The organism is Geodermatophilus sabuli, from assembly GCF_900215145.1.
Classification (GTDB): domain Bacteria; phylum Actinomycetota; class Actinomycetes; order Mycobacteriales; family Geodermatophilaceae; genus Geodermatophilus; species Geodermatophilus sabuli.
The window spans coordinates 1-21,273 of sequence record NZ_OBDO01000005.1 but is presented as its reverse complement, the minus strand read 5'-3'; the positions used below and the strand labels follow the sequence as shown (position 1 = coordinate 21,273).

The following is a 21,273-nucleotide window of genomic DNA, read 5'->3' as shown; positions in this document are numbered from 1 at the left end:
CCACCTACGTGTCGCCCTGGGTCGGCTGAGGAGCACGCGATGGACTACGACACCTTCGGCTCCACCGCCGTCGAGCTGGCCATCGACCTGGCCAACGCCGGCCGGGACGCAGACTGGGTCCCGGCGTTCCTGCGCGCCCACGACGAGTGGTTCGAGGCCGGCACCGTGCTGGACCTCACCCCCGCCGAGGCCGCGCAGGCCGCCGAGACCGCCGACCTGGTGCGCGCGGTCGCCGTCGCGGGGTCGCAGCCGGAGGTGATCGAGCGGCTCAACGCCCTGCTCGCCCTCGCCTCGCCCCAGCCGTACGCGACCGACCACGACGGCGCGCTGCACCTGCACTACGCCCGCCGGGAGGCACCGGCCCTGGAGCAGCTGACGACGACGGTCGCGATGGGCCTGTCGCAGGTCGTCGTCCAGCACGGGTGGCAGCGGCTGGGTGTGTGCACCGCCGAGGGCTGCGACAACGTCTACGTCGACACCTCGCGCAACGCCAGCCGCCGCTACTGCTCCAACACCTGCGCCAGCCGCTCGACCGTCGCCGCCTACCGCGCCCGCCGCAAGGCCTGAGAGCGGACCCCGTCCTCCCTGCCCCCGCACGCTCGGGGCGGGCCCCTGGACGGGGCCGGGACACCGCGCTGCCGCTAGCGTCCGTCCCATGAGGCGGGCGCGGCACTGGGACGCCCGCCTGCACTCCCTCGTCGGTGGCCTGCCCACCTCGCCGGCCGACCGCTGGCTGCGCCGGCTCACCACCGCCGCCGACCACGGCGTGCTCTGGATGGTCGTCGCCGCCGCGCTCGTCTCCCGCCGCGGCCCGCTGCGCCGGGCCGCCGTCCGCGGGCTGGGCTCGATGGCGGTGTCGAGCACCGTCGTCAACGCCGTCCTCAAGCGCGTGTTCGGCCGCCGGCGTCCCGACCTGGGCAGCCACCCGGTCGACCGGCTGCTGCACCGGTCGCTGACCACCCACTCCTTCCCCAGCGGGCACGCCTCCTCGGCGGGCGCGTTCGCCACCGGGGTGGCGCTGGAGAGCCCGGTCGCCGGGGTCGCGCTCGCCCCGGTCGCGCTGGCCGTCGGCTACTCCCGGGTGCACGTCGGCGTGCACTACCCCGGGGACGTCGTCGCCGGCCTGGCCGTCGGGACGGCGGTGGCGGTGGGCAGCCAGGCGTGGTGGCGGGTGCGGCCGACCACCCCGGCGCGGGTGCGCCCGGCCCGGTCGGCCCCGGCGCTGCCCGAGGGCGAGGGCCTGGTGGTCGCGGTCAACCCGCGGTCGGGCCCGGAGGGGTACGACCCGGCGGAGGACGTCCGGCGGCTGCTGCCCCGTGCCGAGGTACTCGAGAGCGACCCGCAGGCGGGCATCGGCGACCTGCTCGAGGAGGCGGCGCGCTCGGGGCGGGCGCGGGCGCTGGGCGTGGCCGGCGGCGACGGGAGCGTGGCCGCGGCCGCCGCGGCCGCCGTCGAGCACGGTCTGGCGCTGGCGGTGCTGCCGGCGGGCACCCTCAACCACTTCGCCCGCGACGTCGGCGTGCACACCCTGGAGCACGCCGCCGAGGCGGTGGTCGCCGGGCAGGCCGTCGATGTGGACGTCGCCGAGGTCAACGGGACGCCGTTCCTCAACACCGCGAGCATCGGCAGCTATCCGGAGATGGTGCGCCGCCGGGACGCGCTGGCCGGGCGGCTGGGCCGGTGGGCGGCGATGACCGTGGCCGCCGCGACCACCCTGCGCCGCGGTACGCCGGTGTCGCTGCTGCTCGACGGCCGGCCGGTGCTGGTGTGGATCCTCTTCGTCGGCAACGGCCGCTACACCCCGCGCGGCCTCGCCCCCGCCTGGCGGCCGCGGCTGGAGGACGGGCTGCTCGACGTCCAGTACCTGCGCGCCGACGTGCGGTTCAGCCGGACCCGCGCCGTCCTCGGCTCGCTGCTGGGCATCAGCGACCGCAGCTCCGGCTACGCGTCCACGCAGGCCCGCGAGGTGCGGGTGGTCTCCCGCTCGGGCCCGCAGGAGATCGCCTACGACGGCGAGACCGGCGACCCGGCGACGGAGTTCTGCTTCCGCAAGCGGGCGACGCTCACCGTCTACTGCTGCCGGCCGGACTGACCGTCCGGCCGCCTGTCACGCGCTCTCCTCGACTCCTCCAGCTCCCGCGTCGCGGGTGGTTACACGCTGTGATGGAACGGGTGCTCCGCCACGAGATTGGCGCCGCGACGGACGCACCGGCACGGCCACGGGAGCGGGGCCCGGTCGCCCGGGAGGACAGGGAAATCACCCCGGGTTGAGACACGCCTCTCGTCGGGCGACTGACCTGTTTCGGCACCGATCCGGACGCAAATCATCACGCACGGTGAGACACGGCCGGTTGTTGCCATCACAAAGTAGAGAAGGGTTGCTCTCCCCGTCTGTAGGCCCGAGGGTCCGCACGGTGTAGAGGCGGAGCGGACGCCTCGGCAACCCGTCACCGCGCTCCCAGCGTGGTGACCTACGGAGCGCAGACTGGTGGCCGGTTCGGCAGGCGACGCGACTCGGGTCCCACCCGGTCCACCCTGCCTGGCGGGCCTGGGACGCCGACTCCTGCTGACCGTGGTCTTCGTGACGGTCCTGTGGGCTCTCCTGAGCGCTGCCACCCAGCCGGCGCACGCCGACGAGGAGACCCCGCGGCCCGACCGGTCCGGCGGCCAGTCGGTGGAGAAGGCGCCCACCCGATCGACGCCCGACCCGGACACCTCGGGTCCGCGACGGACCGGCGGCTCCGAAGACAACGAGGACAACGAGGACACCGGCTCCCGGCCGGCGGACGAGTCGGCGGACGCCGACGAGGAGACCCCGCGGCCCGACCGGTCCGGCGGCCAGTCGGTGGAGAAGGCGCCCACCCGATCGACGCCCGACCCGGACACCTCGGGTCCGCGACGGACCGGCGGCTCCGAGGACAACGAGGACAACGAGGACACCGGCTCCCGGCCGGCGGACGAGTCGGCGGACGCCGACGAGGAGACCCCGCGGCCCGACCGGTCCGGCGGCCAGTCGGTGGAGAAGGCGCCCACCCGATCGACGCCCGACCCGGACACCTCGGGTCCACGACGGACCGGCGGCTCCGAAGACAACGAGGACACCGCCTCCCGGCCGGCGGACGAGTCGGCGCGGAACCGTCCGGCCAAGGACGGAGAAAGGCCCCCCACGGGAGACCCACGACCATCCGATCCCCCGTCCACGGAGGGAGAGGCGGAGGACGACCGTCGACCTCCCCCGACCGCGCACGTGTCACGGCCGGGCGAAGCCGACGACACGCCGCGGCCGGACACAGCGGCCGCTCCAGGAACCCCACCCGAGAGACCAACCGCACCGGACGCCAATGCCGGTCGTGCCGCCGACCGTGGGGACGATCTAGCCTCCGCCCGGCCTGCCGGCCCAGACGGGGCGTCGGTGAAGGAGCGGCCGGGCCGCGCGAGCCCCGAGCCGCCGCCGTCGCCGCGGCCACCCGACCGGACCCCTCCAGAGCCCTCCCCGGACACCACGGAACCGGACCGCCCCCCGCGGGGCCCCGCCACCACGCCTGAACGGCCGGCGCCGCCGCCGGGGCCACCCGACCGGACCCCTCCAGAGCCCTCCCCGGACACCACGGAACCGGACCGCCCCCCGCGGGGCCCCGCCACCACGCCTGAACGGCCGACGCCGCCGCCGGGGCCACCCGACCGGACCCCTCCAGAGCCCTCCCCGGACACCACGAAACCGGACCGCCCCCCGCGGGGCCCCGCCACCACGCCTGAACGGCCGACGCCGCCGCGTCTCGACGAGCCGGTCGACGCCGGATCGCCTGCGCACCCCACCGTGCCGGTCCTCTCGAGTCCACCTGACGCCCCACCGTCGTCGGACCCGTCACCGCGGCGGCCGGACCCGGGACCCCCCGCGCCCAGCACGCCGACCCCCGCGCCCCCCAACGGAGTTGATTCCGCTCCCGTCCCGGTCGAGGAGCCGGCGACGGCCCCCGCGCCGGGACGTGCCCGCCCAGCGGTGGACACGCCGGGGACCGGTGCGACCCCTGCCCCGAGCTCGGCACCGGCCACGGAGGCCGACCAAGAGGGAACCACGCCACCCGCCACTGCCCGCACCAGCGCCCCCGAGCAGACCGAGTCGCCACCCTCCCCCGGCTGGTCCCCGGATCCGCAGCCTCCCCGGACCGAGCCTCCGTCCCCCCACCGCACCCCGCAGGAGCCGCACGCCTCCGTGCCCCCGCCGGAGGACACGACCCCGGACGGAGCCCCCTCGAGGAACGCCCCGCTCCCGGTCGCACCAGCCCCGTCCGACAACTCGGCACCGCCGGACAGGCCCTCGGACCACGCTCGGGCGGTGAGGCCGCCGGCACCGCCCGCAGTGAGCCCGGCCCCCGAGTCGACCACCGTCGTGACGCCGGCGCCGGACGGTCCCGGTGGGGCGCCGCGCGACGGACGTGGGACCACGGAGAGCGGCGGCCCCGCCCCGAGGTCGAGAGTGCTCCCGGTCTCCAGCAACGACGCCCTCCGTGTACCGACCACGACCCCACCCCCCGCCGGGGAGACGACGGCGCTCCCAGCACCCGGGACCTCGAACGAGGCAACGAGCGCGGTCGCTGAGGCCGCCTGCCTCGCACCTGTTCAGCACGAGGTCTGGCCCCACCGCCTACGGGCGGGCGGTCGCGACTCGAGTCCCGACAGCACCACCGTCCACGGCACGCGAGACGACCCTGACCTGCCCCGCGGTGGGAATCTGACGGGCGCCCTCATCCAGCCGGTCTCGCCTACGCCGCCCACGCTGCCGAGCGCGCCGCCGTCCTTCCCGCTGCCCGCGCCACCTCCTGCCGGAGGGCCCGGAGGGTCCCACTCGTCCGTCTCGGCGGGGCCGTCCCACTGCAGTCCCGGCCAGTCGGACCACGACCGCTCCGTGCTCGCCGTGGTGGACCAGGATCCGGTGCCACCTCAGTTCGCAGCCGGGAGCCGGTTCATCAGTGATGCCGCCGCGCGGCGCGCAGGTGTCGTGGATCCCGGCAGCCGCCCGGACTGAGCGTCGTCCGCCCCTCTAGGCATCCGACGTCCTCCGCTTTCCCTCACCACTGCCTCGGCCGATCCCATTTTCGGGACACGGGTCCGACCTGATCCGCCAGCCTGCGCCCTGCGCGCACGCCATGAGCCATGGACCACTTGATGACACACGTCAGAGCCCCTGAACACCCAACCGCGCCCCGTCCTGTCGCAGCTGTTCCCCGGCTCGCGGCCCTCACACGGGAGGAGGCGCCATGACCGGGACCGAGGTCCTCCGGCGGGCGACCACCCGTTGGCAACGCTCAGCCCCCGTCTCACCGATCCGGCTCCGTGGGGAGGGCACGGTCGCGCGTCGCGCCTGGCGCCGGACCTACGTGCGCCGGATCATGCTGGCGGACGTTGCGTGCGCCCTCGTCGCCGCCGCTGCCGGCTACCTCGTCCGGTTCGGCCCAGACCACACCACCGCGGCTGCGGCGTCGAAGTGGATCGCCCTCCTGCTGCCCGCCGTGTGGCTCCTCGCGATGCTGATCTCCCGCAGCTACGAGGAACGATTCCTGTGGAACGGGCCGGAGGAGTTCCGAAGGGTCTTCTTCGCGGCCGCGCTGTTGCTGGCCGGGGTCGCCACGGTGGCCTGGGGTCTGCGACTCGACGTTGCCCGCGGGTTCGTCGTCATCGCCCTGCCCCTGGCCGCCGGGCTGACCTTGGTACAGCGGTACGCCCAGCGAAAGCGGCTCCACCACCTCCGAAGGCAGGGTCGATTCCTCCAGACGACACTCCTCGTCGGGCACGTCGGCGGCGTGGCAGCTCTCCACGACCAGATGATCCGTGAGGCCTACCAGGGGTACCGGGTCATCGGGTGCTGCCTGCCGTCGCCGCGTCCAGGACAGGACTTCGACGGCATCCCCGTCCTGGGCGCACTCGACGAGGTCGTAGCGGTCGTCGAGCGGTACGAGGTGGACACCGTCGCCGTCCTCCCCTCTCCAGAACTGGACGGCGCGGCCCTGCGCCGGTTGGGCTGGGATCTGGAGAACACGCGGGCAGAGCTCCTGCTGGCACCCGCCGTCTCAGAGATCGTCGGACCCCGAGTGCGGATCCGCCCGGTGTGCGGTCTGCCGCTGATGCACATGGAGCGACCGGAGCTACGGGGCATCCGGAGACTGACGAAGGACGTCTTCGACCGCGCCGGCGCCGCCCTCGCCCTACTGACCCTCAGCCCTCTGCTCCTCGGCTTGGCGCTGGCCGTCAAGCTGAGCAGCACCGGTCCGGTGCTCTTCACGCAGGAACGGGTCGGGCGGGCCGGTCGTCCGTTCCGGATGCTCAAGTTCCGCTCCATGCAGGTCGGGGCCGACGGCATGGTGGACCGCATGGCGGAGCGGAACGACGGGAACGGCGTCCTCTTCAAGCAGAAGGACGACCCGCGGGTCACTCGCGTGGGCAGAGTCATGCGGCGCCATTCGCTCGACGAGTTGCCGCAGCTGTTCAACGTGCTGCGCGGTGAGATGTCCTTGGTGGGCCCGCGGCCGCCCCTGCCGTCGGAGGTGGCCCTCTACGGCCTGGACATGCGCCGCCGTTTCCTCGTCAAGCCCGGCCTGACCGGACTGTGGCAGGTGAGCGGACGATCCGACCTGTCATGGGACGACTCGGTGCGCATCGATCTCCGTTACGTCGAGAACTGGTCCCTGACCTTCGACCTGATGATCCTGTGCAAGACGCTGCGCGCGGTCGTGCGGGGGTCCGGGGCCTACTGAACCGCGGCCCATCCCCGTGCGCGCCGGGCAACAGCCAGCAACGTCGACGGCGTGGCCCGACAGTGCCGCGACGCCCTCGATCCTGCGGAGTGGCGGTGACCTCACTACGGTCCGAGCAGGGGTGTCCCGGCTGTGGCCGGGGCACCGGAGCACACGACATCCCCGACGAAAGAGGTCCCTCCCATGCTGGTCCGCCGGATCGCCCGGCCCCTGCTCGCCTCGACGTTCGTCTTCGGCGGCGTCGACACCCTGCGCAACCCGCAGTCGCGTGTGGCCGGCGCCAGGCCGATCGTCGACACGATCACCGAGCAGGCCGACAAACAGCTGCCCGTGCAGATCCCGCGGGACGTCGAGCAGTGGGTCAAGATCGACGCCGCGGTGAAGGTGGGGGCCGGCGTCCTGTTCTCCCTCGGCAAGCTGCCCCGGCTGTCGGCCACCGCGCTCGCGGTGAGCATCGTGCCGACCACGCTGGCCGGGCACCGCTTCTGGGAGCACGACGACCCGCAGCAGAAGGCGGGGCAGACCATCCACTTCCTCAAGAACCTCGGCCTGCTCGGCGGCCTGCTGATCGCCGCCGTCGACACCGAGGGCAAGCCGTCGGTCGGCTACCGGGCCCGCCGGGCCGCGAAGCGGACGGCCGACGCGACCGAGAAGAGCTACGAGAGGGCCCAGAAGCGCGCGGTCAAGGCGCACAGGAAGACCGAGCGCAAGGCCAAGAGGGAGCGCCTGGCCCGGAAGGCCTCCCGCTGAGCGCTCCCCTCCCACCCGCGGCCGCGCTCCGGAGGATCGCCTTCCTCCTGGAGTGCGCCCGCGAGCCCACGCACCGCGTGTCGGCGTTCCGCACCGCCGCCGCGGTCGTCGACACGCTCGGGCCCGACGAGCTCGACCGGCGGATCCGCACCAGGACGCTCACCGACCTGCGCGGCATCGGCCCCAAGACCGGGGCGGCGATCGTGCAGGCGCACGCGGGCGAGGTGCCCGAGTACCTGGCCCGGCTCGAGGAGTCCTATGGCGAACTCGTGCCGCTGGCCGACGACGTCGCCGAGTTCCGCGCCGCACTGCGCGGAGACCTGCACGTGCACTCGGACTGGTCCGACGGCGGCAGCCCGATCCGGGAGATGGCCGAGGCGGCGATCGGGCTGGGCCACGAGTACATGGCGCTCACCGACCACTCGCCGCGGCTGACGGTCGCCAACGGCCTGTCGCCGGAGCGGCTGGAGCGGCAGCTCGACGTCGTCGCGGAGCTGAACGAGGAGCTGGCGCCCTTCCGCATCCTCACCGGCATCGAGTGCGACATCACCGTCGACGGCGGGCTGGACCAGACCGAGGAGCTGCTGGGCCGGCTGGACGTCGTCGTCGCCAGCGTGCACTCCGACCTGCGCGCGGACCGGGCGGCGATGACCGAGCGGATGCTCGCCGCCGTCGCGAACCCGCACACCGACGTCCTCGGTCACTGCACCGGCCGACTGCTGGTCCCCCGCGAGCAGCGGGAGGGACGCCGGCAGCGGCCGCGACCGGAGAGCGAGTTCGACGCCGAGGCGGTGTTCGACGCCTGCATCGAGCACGGCACCGCGGTGGAGATCAACTCCCGGCCGGAGCGGCTGGACCCGCCGCTGCGGCTGCTCGCCCTCGCCGTCGAGCTGGGCTGCGAGTTCGCGATCGACACCGACGCGCACGCCCCCGGCCAGCTGGACTGGCAGGGCAACGGCTGCGAGCGCGCGGTGGAGGTTGGCGTCCCGGTGGAGCGGGTGGTCAACACCTGGACCGCCGACGACCTCCTGGAGTGGACCGAGGACTGATCTGCGGCCGCCGTCCCTGCTGTGGGTCAGTCGGCCCGCCTGCTCCGCTTCCGCCGGGCGCGGGACAACTCCGCACGGGCGAGTTCGAGAGCGGGCTTCGGGTCCCGCCAGCTCCACGCGCCGAAGTCGCGCACACCGGCCAGCGGGGCAACGATCTCCCGGAGCCCGAGGGCCTGCTGGCGTCGCATCTCGCGGACCACGTGCAGGTCGTGCTGGGGCATCCAGACCCGCACCCCTTCGCGAAGGGCGGGCTGCTCACCGACCGGGAGCTCGGCCAGGGTGGCGTAGAGGCGCCACGCCGCGTCGACGCCGGCGGCGTCGTACACGCCGAAGTACTGGGGCACTCGGACGTTGATCTCGATGAGGTAGAGCTGCCCGGTGACGGCGTGCCGCTTGAACTCCGTCGCGGCGAGGCCGACGTAGTCCGAGGCCTCCAGGATCCGGCGCGCCAGCTGCCTGGCCTCCACGGCGTCCCAGGCCTCGACCAGCGAGCCCACGCCGTGGTCGTAGTCGCGGATCTTGCGCCGGCCTGCGTCCACCGGCCACGTCCCGTCGGCCGCGCGGAGGGTGATGGCTCCCTCCAGCGCGGTGGTCGGTCCGGGCACGTGCTCCGAGACCAGCATCGGGATGCCGGCATCCAGGGCTGCACGGAGATGCGCGCGGACCGCAGCCGCATCGGGCAGCAGCCGGGTGGCGAAGTCCCCCGACCGTCGACCGACGTGTCCCATCACCGGCTTCGCGACGCAGGGTGCGCTCAGCTCCGCGCGCTCGATCAGGTCCAGGTCCGCGGGTGAGTCGATCCGGAAGGAGGCGGGGACCCGGACGCCCACCCCGGTGGCCAGTTCGTAGAGGTCGTCCTTGTCCATGAGCCGCAGGTGGGCGGTCGCCGGCCCCTCGAAGCTGCGCAGCTCACCGGGGACCGCCGGCCGGTGGCGGCAGAGGAACTCCGACGCCGCGTCCGACCCGCAGATGAGGACGCCGTCCCGGTCAGCCAGGGCGGACAGCGCCGGGAGCCAGGAGTCCTCCGCCCTGACCGGCAGAGGCCCGACGGAGACCGCCCGGAGGGCGTTGCTGCGGCCCACCCACGAGCTCGTCGGTGGGCACAGCGCCACCACCTCCACGCCTCGGGCCGCCAGCCGACGGGCGATCGTGAGGCAACCGTCGTTCGGGTCGAGCAGCACCGCGCGGGGCAGCCCGGCGGCGAGCCGGTCGGTGCCCTCGCGCCTCAACGGTCGGACCTGCGAGCCATGGGTGATCGCCTCTCTCCCCGCGATGCGGTGTTGTGCGCACGCCGGAGGCGGCGTGGTCATCATGACCGGCCGGGCGGTGTCGCGTGAGCGCGACGTGCGCTGCCCTGGCCCAGTCGAGTGAGCGCGAGGCAGCGTAGTCGACCGGCGACCAGCACGCCGGTCCCACCTCCGGGTGATCTGTCGGGACCCCGCTCCCTCCGGCGTCTAGGGTGGTGGTCACGGCTCGCCGACCTCGCAGGCCGGCGCTCCGCCCCTGGCACACGGCCAGCCGGCGAGTGTCCACGGCAGCCGGACCAGGCAATCGGCGGCACGCCCGTCCGGGTGCACGACGAAGGCCGACGGGAGATCCCGCGTGATGACGACGCCCACTGACGCGGCCGGCGACGGCCACCCGGGCCCCCTGCGGGTCACCCACGTCATCCACTCCCTCGGCCCCGGCGGCGCCGAGAACGTCCTCGTCGAACTGGCGGCCGCCGCTCCGGCGGCGGGCATCCAGTTGCAGGTCGTCGGCCTGTCCCCCGTGGAGCGCCCGGTGCACGCCGGATCCCTGCGGGCCCTGGGCGTCCCCGTGGTCCAGCTGGACCTCCCCCGCTGGGACCCCCGAGCCGTCCCGGCCACCATGGCCGCCGTCCGGACCTTCCGCCCCCACCTGCTGCACACCCACCTGAAGCACGCCGACCTCGTGGGCGCCACAGCCGGTGCCCTGCTGCGGCTGCCGGTCGTGTCCACGCTGCACGTCGTCGAGGACGCACCGGCCGGCGCGCTGGCCCGGTACAAGCGCACGGCCGGCCTGGTGGTGCGTCGCCGGACAGCCGCCCGCACCATCGCGCTGTCCGCACGGCAACGCGAGTGGTACGAGGAGCTCACCGGGACCGGCCGCGGGCTGGTCGTGCTCCCGAACGGCGTCGCCGACCCGGGCGTGGCCGACGCCGCCGAGCGCGCCGCGATGCGCAAGGAGCTCGGGGCCGTCGACGGCCGCCCCCTGATCGTGTCCGCCTCGCTGATGCGCCCGGAGAAGGGCCATGCGCTTCTCCTGGACGCGGTCGCCCAGCTGCCCGCCGAGGTCCGGCCCGTCGTCGCCCTGGCCGGGGACGGCGAGTTGCGGGGAGCCCTGGAGGCCCGCGTGGACGCCGACCCGTTCCTCCGGGACCGGGTGTGCTTCCTGGGCTACCGGGACGACGTCCCCGCGCTGCTGGCCGCGGCCGACCTCGTCCTGCACACCAGCCTGGCCGACGCGCTGCCGACGACGCTCATGCAGGCGCTCGCCGTCGGCGTTCCTGTCGTGGCCACCCGGGTGGGCGGCATCCCGGACATCATCGGGGCCGACGCGGGGCTGCTCGTGGCCACGGACGGCGCCGAGATCGCGCGGGCGGTCGCCCGGCTGCTGCACGACGACGCACTGCGGCAGCGGATGGGCCACGCCGGCCGGGCCCGCTTCCTCGCGTCGTTCGAGGCGACCGGCTGGGCAGCCCGTCTGAGGCACCTCTACACCGAGGTGCTGGACGAGTCCGCCCGCAGCCGCCGTCGCCGGTAGGACGGCGACCCGGCGTCCGGGCCTACCGGGCCCTTCCGCGCGCCACTCGCCGACGCCGCAGGCCGTCCTGGGCGAGGTCCACTGCCAGCCCCAGGACCAGCAGGCCGCCGAGGGCCAGAGGGACCAGCGCGATCCGCCTGTCGAACGCCGGCTCGGGCGCCGGCTTCACCAGGGGTTCCCCGGCCACCGGCAGGGCACCGTACAGCGGGCTGAGGGTGTTGACGAACTCGACGGCAGCAGCGCGCACCTCGAACGCCACCACGGTGGCGGCCCCTGCGTCGGGTCCGGAGGCGGTGACGGTGATCAGTCCCGAGTCGACCGAGGCGGAGGACTCGATCGTGACCGAGTCGACGAAGACGCCCAGTTCGGTAGCCCGCCGCAGTCCCTCCTCCTCGAAGCGGTCGCTCGTCGCGATCCCGGCCAGGGTGCGGACCAGCCCGGTGCGGCTGAGGGTGTCCAGGTCGTAGGACGGTGACTCCGAGTCGGACTCGAACTTCACCACCAGCTGCATGTCCGTCGTGACCGTCTGCACCGTGCCCGGTCGCCCGCCTGCCGTCCACAGCGTCGCGGCGAGGACCAGCAGCAGCGTCGCCAGGCCGGCGGCGGCCCAGCGCAGCGCCCTCCCCGGGCGAGACCGCGGGCGGACGAGGTCGAGCGCCACGGCATCCGTGGCGATGCCCCGCTCGCGGCGCAGCTCCGCCGCCCGTCGGCGGGCCCGGATGTCCAGCGCGGCGCCGAGGGCGGCGACCAGCAGGAACGACCGGAGCGTCGCCATGTGGAGGAAGATGCTGGCCACGGACCACCCGAGCAGGGCCGCCAGCACGGCGTTGGCGAGCGGCAACGGCGCCGCCTGGCCCATCGCAGAACCGCCCGCCCGGGCGAAGTGGCGGGCGCGCAGGGCGACGAGTGCGGCCGCTCCCACCAGGAGCAGCCACGCCAGCAACCCCAGGAGCCCGCCCTCCGCAGCCGCCTCCAGGTACAGGTTGTGCGGGGCCAGCGGGAGGGAGTCCAGGCCCAGGCGGCGCAGGTAGTCCGGGGTGGTCAGCAGGAAGTTGCCCGGTCCCACGCCGAGGACGGGGTGGTCGACGACCATCTGGAACGCCGACGTCTGCGCGGCGATGCGGCCCTCGAGGGAGGGGTCGGTGACCTCCAGCCCTCCGACGCCGAGGGTGTTGAGGGTCAGCAGCCGGCTGCCGACGCCGGGCAACATGAGGGCCAGACCGATCCCCAGCGGCGCGAGCACGAGGGCCTTGAGAGCGGCGCCCCCGGCCAGCAGCGCCCAGAAGCAGAGCACGACGAACAACGCCAGCAGGCCGCCGCGCGAACCGGTGAGGACCACTCCCCCGAAGATGGCCAGCGCGGCGCACAGCCACAACGTCCTGCGCCACCGTGAGGTCGCCATCTGCGCCAGGGACAGCGCGAAGGGGAACCCGAGGACCAGGACGCGGCCCCAGAAGTTCGCGTCGTCCTGCGGCCCGGCGTGTCGCGCAGTCGCTCCGCCGAGGTCCGCGGCCAGCGGCACGGTGCTCAGACCGGCGAACGTGGTGTCGTTGCCGACCACGAACTCCTGGACCACGGTGAGCGCGGCCAGGGCCGCCAGGGTGAGCGCGAAGGCCCGGGCCAGTGCCTGGGGACCGCGCCCCGGGGCCAGCAGGAGGACGACGAGCACGACCGGCCACACCATCGCCTTGGCCGTCACGGCCACGGCGACGAACGCGGTGTCCACGTCCTGGGCAGTCAGCACAGCGATGGTCTGCACCACGACGTAGAGGACCGCGACGCTGAGGAACGGCGACCACGCCGGCCGGATGTGGCCGCGCAGCCAGGCCAGGACGGCGGCGACCACAGCGAGGGCGAGCAGGGCGCTCTCCCCACCGGGGAGCCCGTTGACCGCTCCGACGCCGGAGAGGTTCCCGGCCTCGACGACGCCCACGAGGACGACGAACAGGACCGGGCGGACCAGCAGCAGCGGGACGGCCAGCACCAGCGCGGCCACCACCGGAGCGAGGAGGGGCAGCCCCAACGTCACGGTCACGGCCAGGACCGCGACGCCGAGCACGGCGCAGCCGATCGCCACGGCGACGGCCGTGACGGGTCCGCCCAGCCGCGACGGCGCGGGCTGATCGGTCGCGGTCGCCGCGACCGGCTGGTCGACGAGCTGGGTCACCGCGCGGACTGCTGTGACACCGGGTCAGCCGAACGGCCCACCAGGTGGTCCGGCTCGGCCGGGTCGTTCTCGGTGAGGGCCTGCTCGGGCTGCCAGACGGCCGTCTCCCGCGCGGCCGTCTCCCGTGCGGCCGTCTCCCGTGCGGCCGGGCCCGGCTCGGCCGGCCGGGACGCGGCCAGCGGCCGCGACTGACGACGACTGTGCTGCAGGGCACGGACGGCCAGGTAGCTGGCGAGGCCGGCGATGAGCGCGACCGCTGCCACGACTGCGGCGAACACCTCGAGCACCAGGCCGGCCCGTTCGGCGGTGCCCGCCGCCGGCTCGACGACCGAGACGGCGTAGGGCGCCCCGAGCTGGTCGAAGTACGGCTGGGCCTGGCCGAGCGCGGCGTCGGCCGCCGCCTCCGCGGCCCCAGGGGCACCGGCGGTGGCCGAGAGCTCGATCAGCGAGGTGTCCGGTACCACCTCCACCGTGACCTCCGCGTCCGACCCGTCGCCCCCGGCGGCGGCCGCCGGGTCGGCGCGGAGGGACAGGATCTCCGCGAAGGTGGTGGCGATCTGCCCCCGGCTCAGGGTGTCGTAGTACGACGCCGCCTCGGCGGCACCACCCTGCGGCAGGACGACGAGGGTCGCGCGCGCCTGGTACTCGACCGGGGTCTGCGACCAGAGGACGACGCCTCCGACGAGGACGAGCACCGTCACGGCAAGTGCGGAGAGAACGGCGGCCAGGCGGCCAGGGGTCCTCTGGGAGCGGGTCGACAGGAACGACCCAGCAGCAGCAGTCACCGTGCAACCGTAACCGCGTCAGCGCAGCGGATCTCCGAAAACACGACCCCAGGGCCTCGGGAACTGGACGAACCACCGGATCGAGGGACGGGTGATCACCCGGTTCACCAGCCCCTCAGCTGCCGTCCCAGGACGCCAGCACCCGGAGCCGGTCCCACGGGATGTGAGGCATGTCGTAGTAGTCCCAGGGGAACCCCGCGACGTCGGGGTAGGGGTCGTCGCTGTCGGTGGGCACCTCGAAGGCGATGCCCATGGCGACCTCCGAGCTGTCCCGGACGTAGCCCCCGTACTCCTGCAGCGCTCGTGCCACCGAGACCTCGCCGGGGGTGATGCCCGGGATGGCGGACACGTCGATCGTCGGGTCCAGCTGCACCCGGGCGCCCTGGGGGATGCACGGGAGGTCCTCCGCGTGCCCGTCGGTCTTGGTCGCCGGGTACCGGTACACGCCGGGGCAGCTGTTGTCGGAGACGATGGCGAGCGCGTGCTCGATCCGCCCCTCCTCGATTTCGGCGGTGCGGATCAGCCCGGCGAGCAGGTTCACCCCTGCACCGGTCGCCCCGCCGGTGGACCCACCGGCCTCCCCGCCGGTCCCGTCGCTCTCGACGTCGGCCCAGGTACCCCACGAGGCCTCCCAGCCGGAGCCGGTGGGGCGTGCCTGCCAGAAGTCGTAGACCCGGCCGGTGGCCTCGTCGACGACGACCATCGCACCGTCGCTGCCCGTGCTGGGCGTCGCCCCCTCGGGCACCGGGATCGGCTCACTCTCGAGCGGGCACTCCCCCCACCCCGTCCGCGTGCACTCCACGTCGACCGGGGGTGTCTCGCCGTCGACCTCGTAGACGGGGACGCCGTACTCGTAGAGCAGGGCGATGGCCCCGCCGTCCTCGAGGAGGGCCGAGACCATGTCCCCGCTGTCCCCGTCGAGGTCCGGGTCCTCGGGGATGGGCGAGTTCCAGGGGCTGTCCACCGCGAACGGCAACTCCCGCCCCTGCCCGCCGCCGCCCCGCGGTCCCTCGTCGGAGGAGGACGTGCAGGAGGCAGCCAGGACGGCGACGGCCAGCAGAGCGGGGGCACTCCCCCGGCGTCGCCGTCGCAGCCCCGCACTGCAGGGGGTCGGCGTGCCGCTCATGACTCTCCCGAGGAACGGTGGAGGGTGACGACCAGCCTGTTCCGGCCGGCCACGGCCCACCACGGTAGCCCAGCAGGGCGTATCAGCGTCATGACCTGCGACGGGACGGGCGCCGCTCACCCGATCGGGAACGCCGGGGACCGGCCGGCCACACCGGGCCGGCCGGGTCCCGGGCTACCCGGCCAGCACCCGCAGCTGGTTCCAGGGGATGTGGGGCATGCGGTAGTAGTCACCGGTGAAGCCGGCGGCCGGGTAGGGATCGGCCTCGCCGAACGGCGCCTCGAACTGGACGCAGAGGTTCGACCCGCAGTTGTCCCGGTTGATGGCCCCGTAGACCTGCAGTGCTCGCGCCACCGCCCGCTCGCCGGGCGTCATGTTCGGGATGGCGTTCACGTCGATCGAGGGGTCGAGCTGCAGCCGGGCGCCCTCGGGGACGCAGTCGGCACGCCCGGACTGGCCGTCCGTCTTGACCGCCGGCGCCCGGAACTGGCCGGAGCAGGAGTTGTTCGTGGCCACCGAGAGGGTGTGCGGGATGTGCAGGTTGCGCATCTCGAAGGTACGGACGACGCCGGTGAGCGCGTTCACCCCGGCTCCCGTCGCTCCGCCGTTGGGGCCGCTGCCGGTGCCGGTGAGGTCGGCACAGGTGGCCCAGCTGGTGGTCCACTGCCCCGTGCCGGCCTTGCGGGCCTGCCAGAAGTCGCACACCACCCGGTCGACGAGGTCGACGATGATCATGCGGCCGTCCGACCCGGTGGTGGGCTGGGCCTCGGCCGGGATGCGCATGGTGCGCTTCTCGACGTCACAGGTGCCCCAGTTCTCCGTGCAGGTGACCCGCGCCGTCGGTGTCCCCGCCACCGCGGTGAAGACCGGCTCGCCGTAGGCGTAGAGGTTCGCCGTGGCGGTGTTGCTCGACGTGACGCTGCGCACCATCGCTGCGCTGTTCCGGTCGATCGCCGGGTTCGTCGGGATGGGGGTGTTCCACACGCTGGCGGCCGCGAACGGTCGGCCGCTGTCCGCGCTGAGGAGACCGATCGTCCCTCCGGCGGCCGGGGGCGCGGGGGCGGCGGCGGCCGGAGGCGCGGGGGCCGGCACCGGCGCGGGAGCCGGGGTCTGCGGCGCACCGGAGGTGTCGTCCCGCGTCTCCGGCTGCGGAGCCTCCTCGACCGGAGGCGCCGGCGCGGCCGCCTCGGGCTCGGGCGTACCGTCGGCAGCCGATTCACCGGACGGCGTCGTGGTGCTGCTCACGGGGACACAGGTTCCCCGCGGTTGCTTGCGGAGCACCTCGATCGCGCTGACCACCGGCAGGTCCCGGATCCCGCGTCCCTCGATCGTCACGTTCCCGTCGTCGACCCGCGTCGTCCAGGACTTCGTCCAGGCCCGCAGCGGCCCGCCCGCGGCCGCGGCCACGTCCACCCGCCGGGATCCCGCGCGGCCGTCCTCCACGCTGATCGAGAAGACCCGGCTGCCGCGGCCGCCCGGGCGGCCGTCGACGCCGAACCACGGCTCGACGAAGTGCATGCGGACGACGTACTGCCCCGCCTCGGTGACCGGCGCCTCGTACCGGAACTCGCCCACCCGCGACGTGCGGTAGAGGGCGTCCGCGCGGGTCTTCCGGATGTCGCGGTCCTCGGCCACCGTGGCGGCGGCGTCCGCCTGCACACCCGGGTCCGCCGACCAGACCTGGTCACCCACGGTGAGCCGGGGCCCGTTGATGTTCACGCGGGCGACAGCGACCTGGTTCGTCGTGCCTTCGGGGCAGTGTGCCGATCCGGCGGTCTGGAGCCCGCCGGCCGCCCCGGAGACCCCGGCCGTGAGGGCGACGGCGGACAGCCCCAGCACCATGCCGACCCACCGCCCGACAGGACGGAGGACGGGGCGTCGGCGTGGGGAGCGGGCGTGGCGTGACATGCGGGTCCCTCGTACGGCTGGCTGGTGGACAGGCATCCGGCATCCCGCAGCCTGGGGTGGGTGCGACCAGGGAGCGGTGGACGAGACGGAGGGGCCCGTCACGGCCGCCGGGCAGTCGGCGACCGATGCCGACTGACTGACAGTTAGTGGCCGTATACATGGCGCTACGGCCGCCGACGAAAGGTTACGGGACCATCACGCTGTGTCAACCAGTCGAGTGAAGATTGGCAGGAGTTGCGGAGTGGTCATCCACACCCTGCGCGCACAGGACGAGGACGGGCGCCCGGCCACAGCCGGGCGCCCGTCCTCGGGTGGGGTGTGATCAGCCCCGGAAGCGTCCTGCGACGACGCGCTTGGCCACACGGGCAGCACCGCGCAGCACCTCGCGGAGGTCGGTCTCCGCGTCGACCAACACCCGGGGCACCTCCAGAGGAGCGGAGCGCGCCCCGGCCAGCGCGGTCCGGGTGGTGACGGCGAAGGCGTAGCCGGCCTCCCCCGCCAACTCCACGGTCTCGGCCGAGTAGTCCTGGGCCCGTCCGTTCGGATAGGCGAGCACGTCGACCGGACGCTGGAAGTGGTCGGCCAGCTCCCGGCGCGAGTTCGTGAGCTCGTGGGACTGCGCCGTCGGGGTCTCGCGGCTGAGGATCGGGTGGGCACAGGTGTGGGACTCGATCTCGTGGCCGAGCCGCAGCAGCTCACCGGCCTCGTCCCAGTCCATGAACTGACGGCCCAGCTCCGGACCGTCGGGTGCCAGACGCCCGCGCAGCTCCGCGACCGCAGCGATCCGGTCCTGACTGTCCAGCAGCTTCAGCGCGTCGGCCACCGCGTCGGCGGCCACCCGGCGGGCCACCGGGGTGGAGGTGTCGTGGCGGATGCCGTCCCACCGGACCTCGGGCACGGTGGCGTGCGCGAACGCCCAGCCCAGCTGCTCCCACCACACCGGAGCGGTGTCGGAGAGGAACCCGGGCACGAGGAAGAACGACGCAGGGAGCCCGGCGGCGTGCAGCACCGGAGCGGCGACCGTGACGTTGTCCAGGTAGCCATCGTCGAACGTCAGCGCCACCGCACGCGGCGGGAGCGGCCGGCCTGCCCTGAGGTCGGCCAGGGCCGACCGCAGCGGGACGACGTTGGTCCAGCGGCGGAGGAAGCGCACCTGCCGCTCGAAGCCCCGCCGTCCGGCCTCGGGCGTGGTCCCGTGGAAGGCGTACGTCGGTTCGATGTTGTGGTAGCCCAGCACCAGCAGTCGCCGGCTCATCGCGCCATCCCCCCTCGGCAGGACTCTCTGCCCCCACGTCGGCCCATCACAGCTGCGTGACGGCCCGGCCGCCGGCGACCGCGGCGTACCGGGTGGCGAGCGCCTCGGCCCAGTCGGCGGAGCTGAACACGGCCTCGACGCGAGCGCGGGCAGCGGCACCCCGGCGCTCGCGCTCCACCGGGTCGCCCAACGCCTCCTTCACCGAGGCCGCGACCAGATCCGGCGCCGGGGACGCGAACAGCCACCCGGTCTCGCCGTCCACGACGACCTCCGGCACACCGCCGACGGCCGTGGCGACCGCGGGGACGCCGCACGCCGAGGCCTCGAGCAGCGCCGTCGGCAGCGCCTCGGAGTGCGTGGGCTGCACGACCACCGTCACCCGCGGCAGGAGCTCCTGGACGTCGTCGCGGGCGCCGGCGAAGACCACGTGCGACGCCACGCCCAGATCCCGGGCGAGGCCGCGGAGGCGCTCCTCGAGCGGTCCGTTCCCGATGAGCAGCAGTCGGGCGTCGGGACAGGCCGAGACGACGTCCGGCCAGGCCCGGACGGCCTCCTCCTGTCCCTTCCCCGGACGCATGTGGCCGACCAGCGCGGCCACCGGCACCCCGGCCGGGATGCCGAACTCCGGCGGCAGCTGGGCTGTGGAGCCGGGCGGGAGCGGCCGGAAGCGCTGCAGGTCGACGCCGTTGTGCACGACGCTCCAGCGCTCCGGCACGTGGCTGCGCGGATAGCGGGCCGCGAAGGCGTCGTACGAGGCCTGCGACACGAAGATCAGGCCGGCCGAGCGGCTGCCCACAGCAACCGCCAGGCGTTCCCGCACCGCCTCCCGCCCGGCCAGCGACCCCGGGACGTGGTGCAGGGTGCACAGGACGGGGCGTCGCGCCATCCGCCCGGCGATGGGTGCGAGGGTGCTGGCGTCCTCGAGGTGGGCGTGGACGACGTCGCAACCGGAGTCGCGGATCGCCCGGGCCAGCTGCGGGACACCGCTGGGCTGGAGGAGCCGGGTGAGGCCCAGGAAGCGCACAGGCAGCCCGGCCGCCTCGAGCCGGGGCAACCAGGTGGCCCGGCCGCCGGTCGGGGGCGCCAGCGACAGCACCTCGAGTTCCAGCCCCAGCCGCGGCGCCTCGGACGCCAGGGTGACCAGGACGTTCTCGGCACCACCGAAGTTCAGCGAGTCGATGACGACGAGCACCTTCACGGAGCCACCGCCCCGATGCCGTCCGCCTGACCGCCGGCGGCGAGGGCACGGAGGTAGACCGCCTCGGTGCGCTCGGCGACGGACGCCCAGGAGGCGCCCTCGGCCGAACGTGCCCGGGCGGCCTCGCCCATGCGCTGCGCCTCGGCGGGCCGGTCGAGCAGCCGCAGGAGCGCGGCCGCGAATGCGGCGGGGTCCCCTGGCGGGACGAGGATGCCCGTCTCCTCGGCGTCGATGACCGCCGGCAGGTCCCCGACCGTCGTCCCGACCGCCGGGCGACTGAAGGTCCGCGCCAGCTCGACGACGCCACTGGCGTTCGCGTAGCGGTAGGGCGCGGCCACGACGCGGGCCTGCTGGAAGAGCTCCGGGACGGCGTCCATCGGGACGTACCCCGCCCGCAGGTCCACCCCGCCGATGCCGTCGGCGGTCCTCCGCAGGGCGTCGAGATCGGTGTCCCCGGACGGCGCCCCGGCGATCACCAGTCGCGCGTCGGGGCGTCGGGCGCGGACGGTGCGGAAGGCCTCCAGCAGCACGTCCAGGCCCTTGTAGGCCTGCATGGTGCCGAAGAAGAGCACGACGGGCTCGGTCTCCGCGGCCGGGACGACGTCGTCGGTGAGGAAGACACCCTCGTCCCCGTGCGGGATGACCGTCACCTCGCCCACCTCCGGCCACGCGGCTCGCAGGTCGGCTGCCGACTGCTCGCCGAGGACGATGATCGAGTCGACGCTGCGGTATCCCAGCCCGAAGGAGGCGTGCAGCACCTTGTTCTGCCGGAGGACCTCACCGGTGGCGCGCTGTTCGTTGAAGGGCAGCGGCGAGTGGGCCAGCGTCACGAGCACCGGGCTGCCCTGTCGGCGGCGCCGGGAGAGCCACGCGGTGGCCAGTCCGTCGACCGGGAACCGTGCCCCGGAGAACTGCACGACGTCGGGTCGCGTCCGGGCCAGTCGCCGGAGGAGGACGGCCCAGGCGAGGTGGTACTGGCCGGCCCGGGCGACTCGGCGCAGCCGGCGCTTGAGCCGCGCGTCGCCCGCTCCCTCGCTCGCGTGCCACGTGGGCAGGCAGGGGACGATGCGGAAGCCCGGGTGTCGGCTGGTCAGCTCGGGGCGGGGGCCGGTGAGCAGCTCCACCTGGTGCCCGCGTGCGGCCAGGGCCTCACCGAGTTGGACCGCGAACTGGAAGAGCCCGCCGGACGGACTGAACTCGACGAGCGTCACCGTGAGCGCGGTCAGGGTCGCACACCTCCTCGGCCGGAACGGCCGTGTGTCGTGTTTCAGGGCCGTCGTCGGCGCCGAGCGCGGGCGAGCCTAACGCGGCAGTGTCCGACGGGCCGCGCAGCGACGGCCATCGGGGCCAACTCCACCGGATCGAGTGGCGGCAGGAACCGGTGGGTGCCCGCCCCGCCGGGGGTGGGTCAGCCGCCGGTGCCGCGGAGCATCGAGGACACGGTGCGCAGGATGATCTTGGCGTCGAGCCAGAGCGACCAGTTCTCGATGTAGTAGTTG

The 21,273-nt window shown here is 74.3% G+C and carries 14 protein-coding genes; 6 read left to right on the top strand and 8 right to left on the bottom strand.

All coding sequences use genetic code 11. The annotated features are described in order from the left end of the window. Positions 1-39: 39 nt before the first annotated feature. The 5 genes from CRP39_RS12330 to CRP39_RS12310 all read left to right on the top strand — a co-directional run bounded on the left by CRP39_RS12330 (position 40) and on the right by CRP39_RS12310 (position 8,551). Positions 40-567 (top strand): CGNR zinc finger domain-containing protein, encoded by a 528-nt coding sequence (locus tag CRP39_RS12330; RefSeq protein ID WP_097206700.1) that lies wholly within the window; start codon positions 40-42, stop codon positions 565-567. Positions 568-655: 88 nt separating this feature from the next. Further along, positions 656-2,092: a bifunctional phosphatase PAP2/diacylglycerol kinase family protein gene (locus tag CRP39_RS12325; protein WP_097206699.1), complete on the top strand. Its 1,437-nt coding sequence runs from the start codon at positions 656-658 to the stop codon at positions 2,090-2,092. Between the two features lie 3,166 nt (positions 2,093-5,258). Further along, entirely contained in the window at positions 5,259-6,752 is a 1,494-nt protein-coding gene (locus CRP39_RS12320) for a sugar transferase (RefSeq protein WP_097206698.1), read from the top strand. Positions 6,753-6,935: 183 nt separating this feature from the next. Next, positions 6,936-7,502, top strand: a complete 567-nt coding sequence (locus CRP39_RS12315) for a DoxX family protein (RefSeq protein ID WP_097206697.1) — start codon at positions 6,936-6,938, stop codon at positions 7,500-7,502. After that, positions 7,499-8,551, top strand: coding sequence for a PHP domain-containing protein (locus CRP39_RS12310; protein ID WP_097206997.1), 1,053 nt, complete (start codon positions 7,499-7,501; stop codon positions 8,549-8,551). Before CRP39_RS12315 ends, CRP39_RS12310 begins: the two co-directional genes overlap by 4 nt. Positions 8,552-8,577: 26 nt before the next feature. Here the strand turns inward: CRP39_RS12310 and CRP39_RS12305 are convergent, their stop codons facing one another. Beyond that, positions 8,578-9,780, bottom strand: a complete 1,203-nt coding sequence (locus CRP39_RS12305) for a hypothetical protein (RefSeq protein ID WP_097206696.1) — start codon at positions 9,778-9,780, stop codon at positions 8,578-8,580. Positions 9,781-10,156: 376 nt separating this feature from the next. Between CRP39_RS12305 and CRP39_RS12300 the strand changes: the two genes are divergently transcribed. Then, positions 10,157-11,335 carry a glycosyltransferase family 4 protein gene (locus CRP39_RS12300; RefSeq protein ID WP_143426631.1) on the top strand — a complete coding sequence of 393 codons (1,179 nt, stop codon included), beginning with the start codon at positions 10,157-10,159 and terminating at the stop codon, positions 11,333-11,335. Positions 11,336-11,357: 22 nt separating this feature from the next. Here the strand turns inward: CRP39_RS12300 and CRP39_RS12295 are convergent, their stop codons facing one another. The 7 genes from CRP39_RS12295 to CRP39_RS12260 all read right to left on the bottom strand — a co-directional run bounded on the left by CRP39_RS12295 (position 11,358) and on the right by CRP39_RS12260 (position 20,985). After that, complete coding sequence (locus CRP39_RS12295; RefSeq protein ID WP_097206694.1) at positions 11,358-13,502, bottom strand: O-antigen ligase family protein; 2,145 nt, start codon at positions 13,500-13,502, stop codon at positions 11,358-11,360. Continuing rightward, complete coding sequence (locus CRP39_RS12290) at positions 13,499-14,287, bottom strand: hypothetical protein (RefSeq protein WP_143426630.1); 789 nt, start codon at positions 14,285-14,287, stop codon at positions 13,499-13,501. The genes CRP39_RS12295 and CRP39_RS12290 overlap by 4 nt, the downstream gene beginning before the upstream one ends. 115 nt (positions 14,288-14,402) lie before the next feature. Next, positions 14,403-15,413 (bottom strand): hypothetical protein, encoded by a 1,011-nt coding sequence (locus CRP39_RS12285; RefSeq protein ID WP_097206692.1) that lies wholly within the window; start codon positions 15,411-15,413, stop codon positions 14,403-14,405. Positions 15,414-15,587: 174 nt separating this feature from the next. Next, the gene (locus CRP39_RS12280; protein WP_172442422.1) at positions 15,588-17,255 is read right to left on the bottom strand and encodes a malectin domain-containing carbohydrate-binding protein; all 1,668 of its coding nucleotides are present in this window, start codon (positions 17,253-17,255) and stop codon (positions 15,588-15,590) included. Positions 17,256-17,643: 388 nt separating this feature from the next. Next, positions 17,644-18,576 carry a polysaccharide deacetylase family protein gene (locus CRP39_RS12275; protein WP_097206690.1) on the bottom strand — a complete coding sequence of 311 codons (933 nt, stop codon included), beginning with the start codon at positions 18,574-18,576 and terminating at the stop codon, positions 17,644-17,646. A gap of 46 nt (positions 18,577-18,622) precedes the next feature. Further along, complete coding sequence (locus CRP39_RS26830) at positions 18,623-19,774, bottom strand: glycosyltransferase (RefSeq protein WP_172442421.1); 1,152 nt, start codon at positions 19,772-19,774, stop codon at positions 18,623-18,625. Then, on the bottom strand, positions 19,771-20,985 hold the full coding sequence (locus tag CRP39_RS12260; RefSeq protein ID WP_097206689.1) for a glycosyltransferase family 4 protein: 1,215 nt from the start codon (positions 20,983-20,985) through the stop codon (positions 19,771-19,773). Before CRP39_RS12260 ends, CRP39_RS26830 begins: the two co-directional genes overlap by 4 nt. Positions 20,986-21,273: the final 288 nt, after the last annotated feature.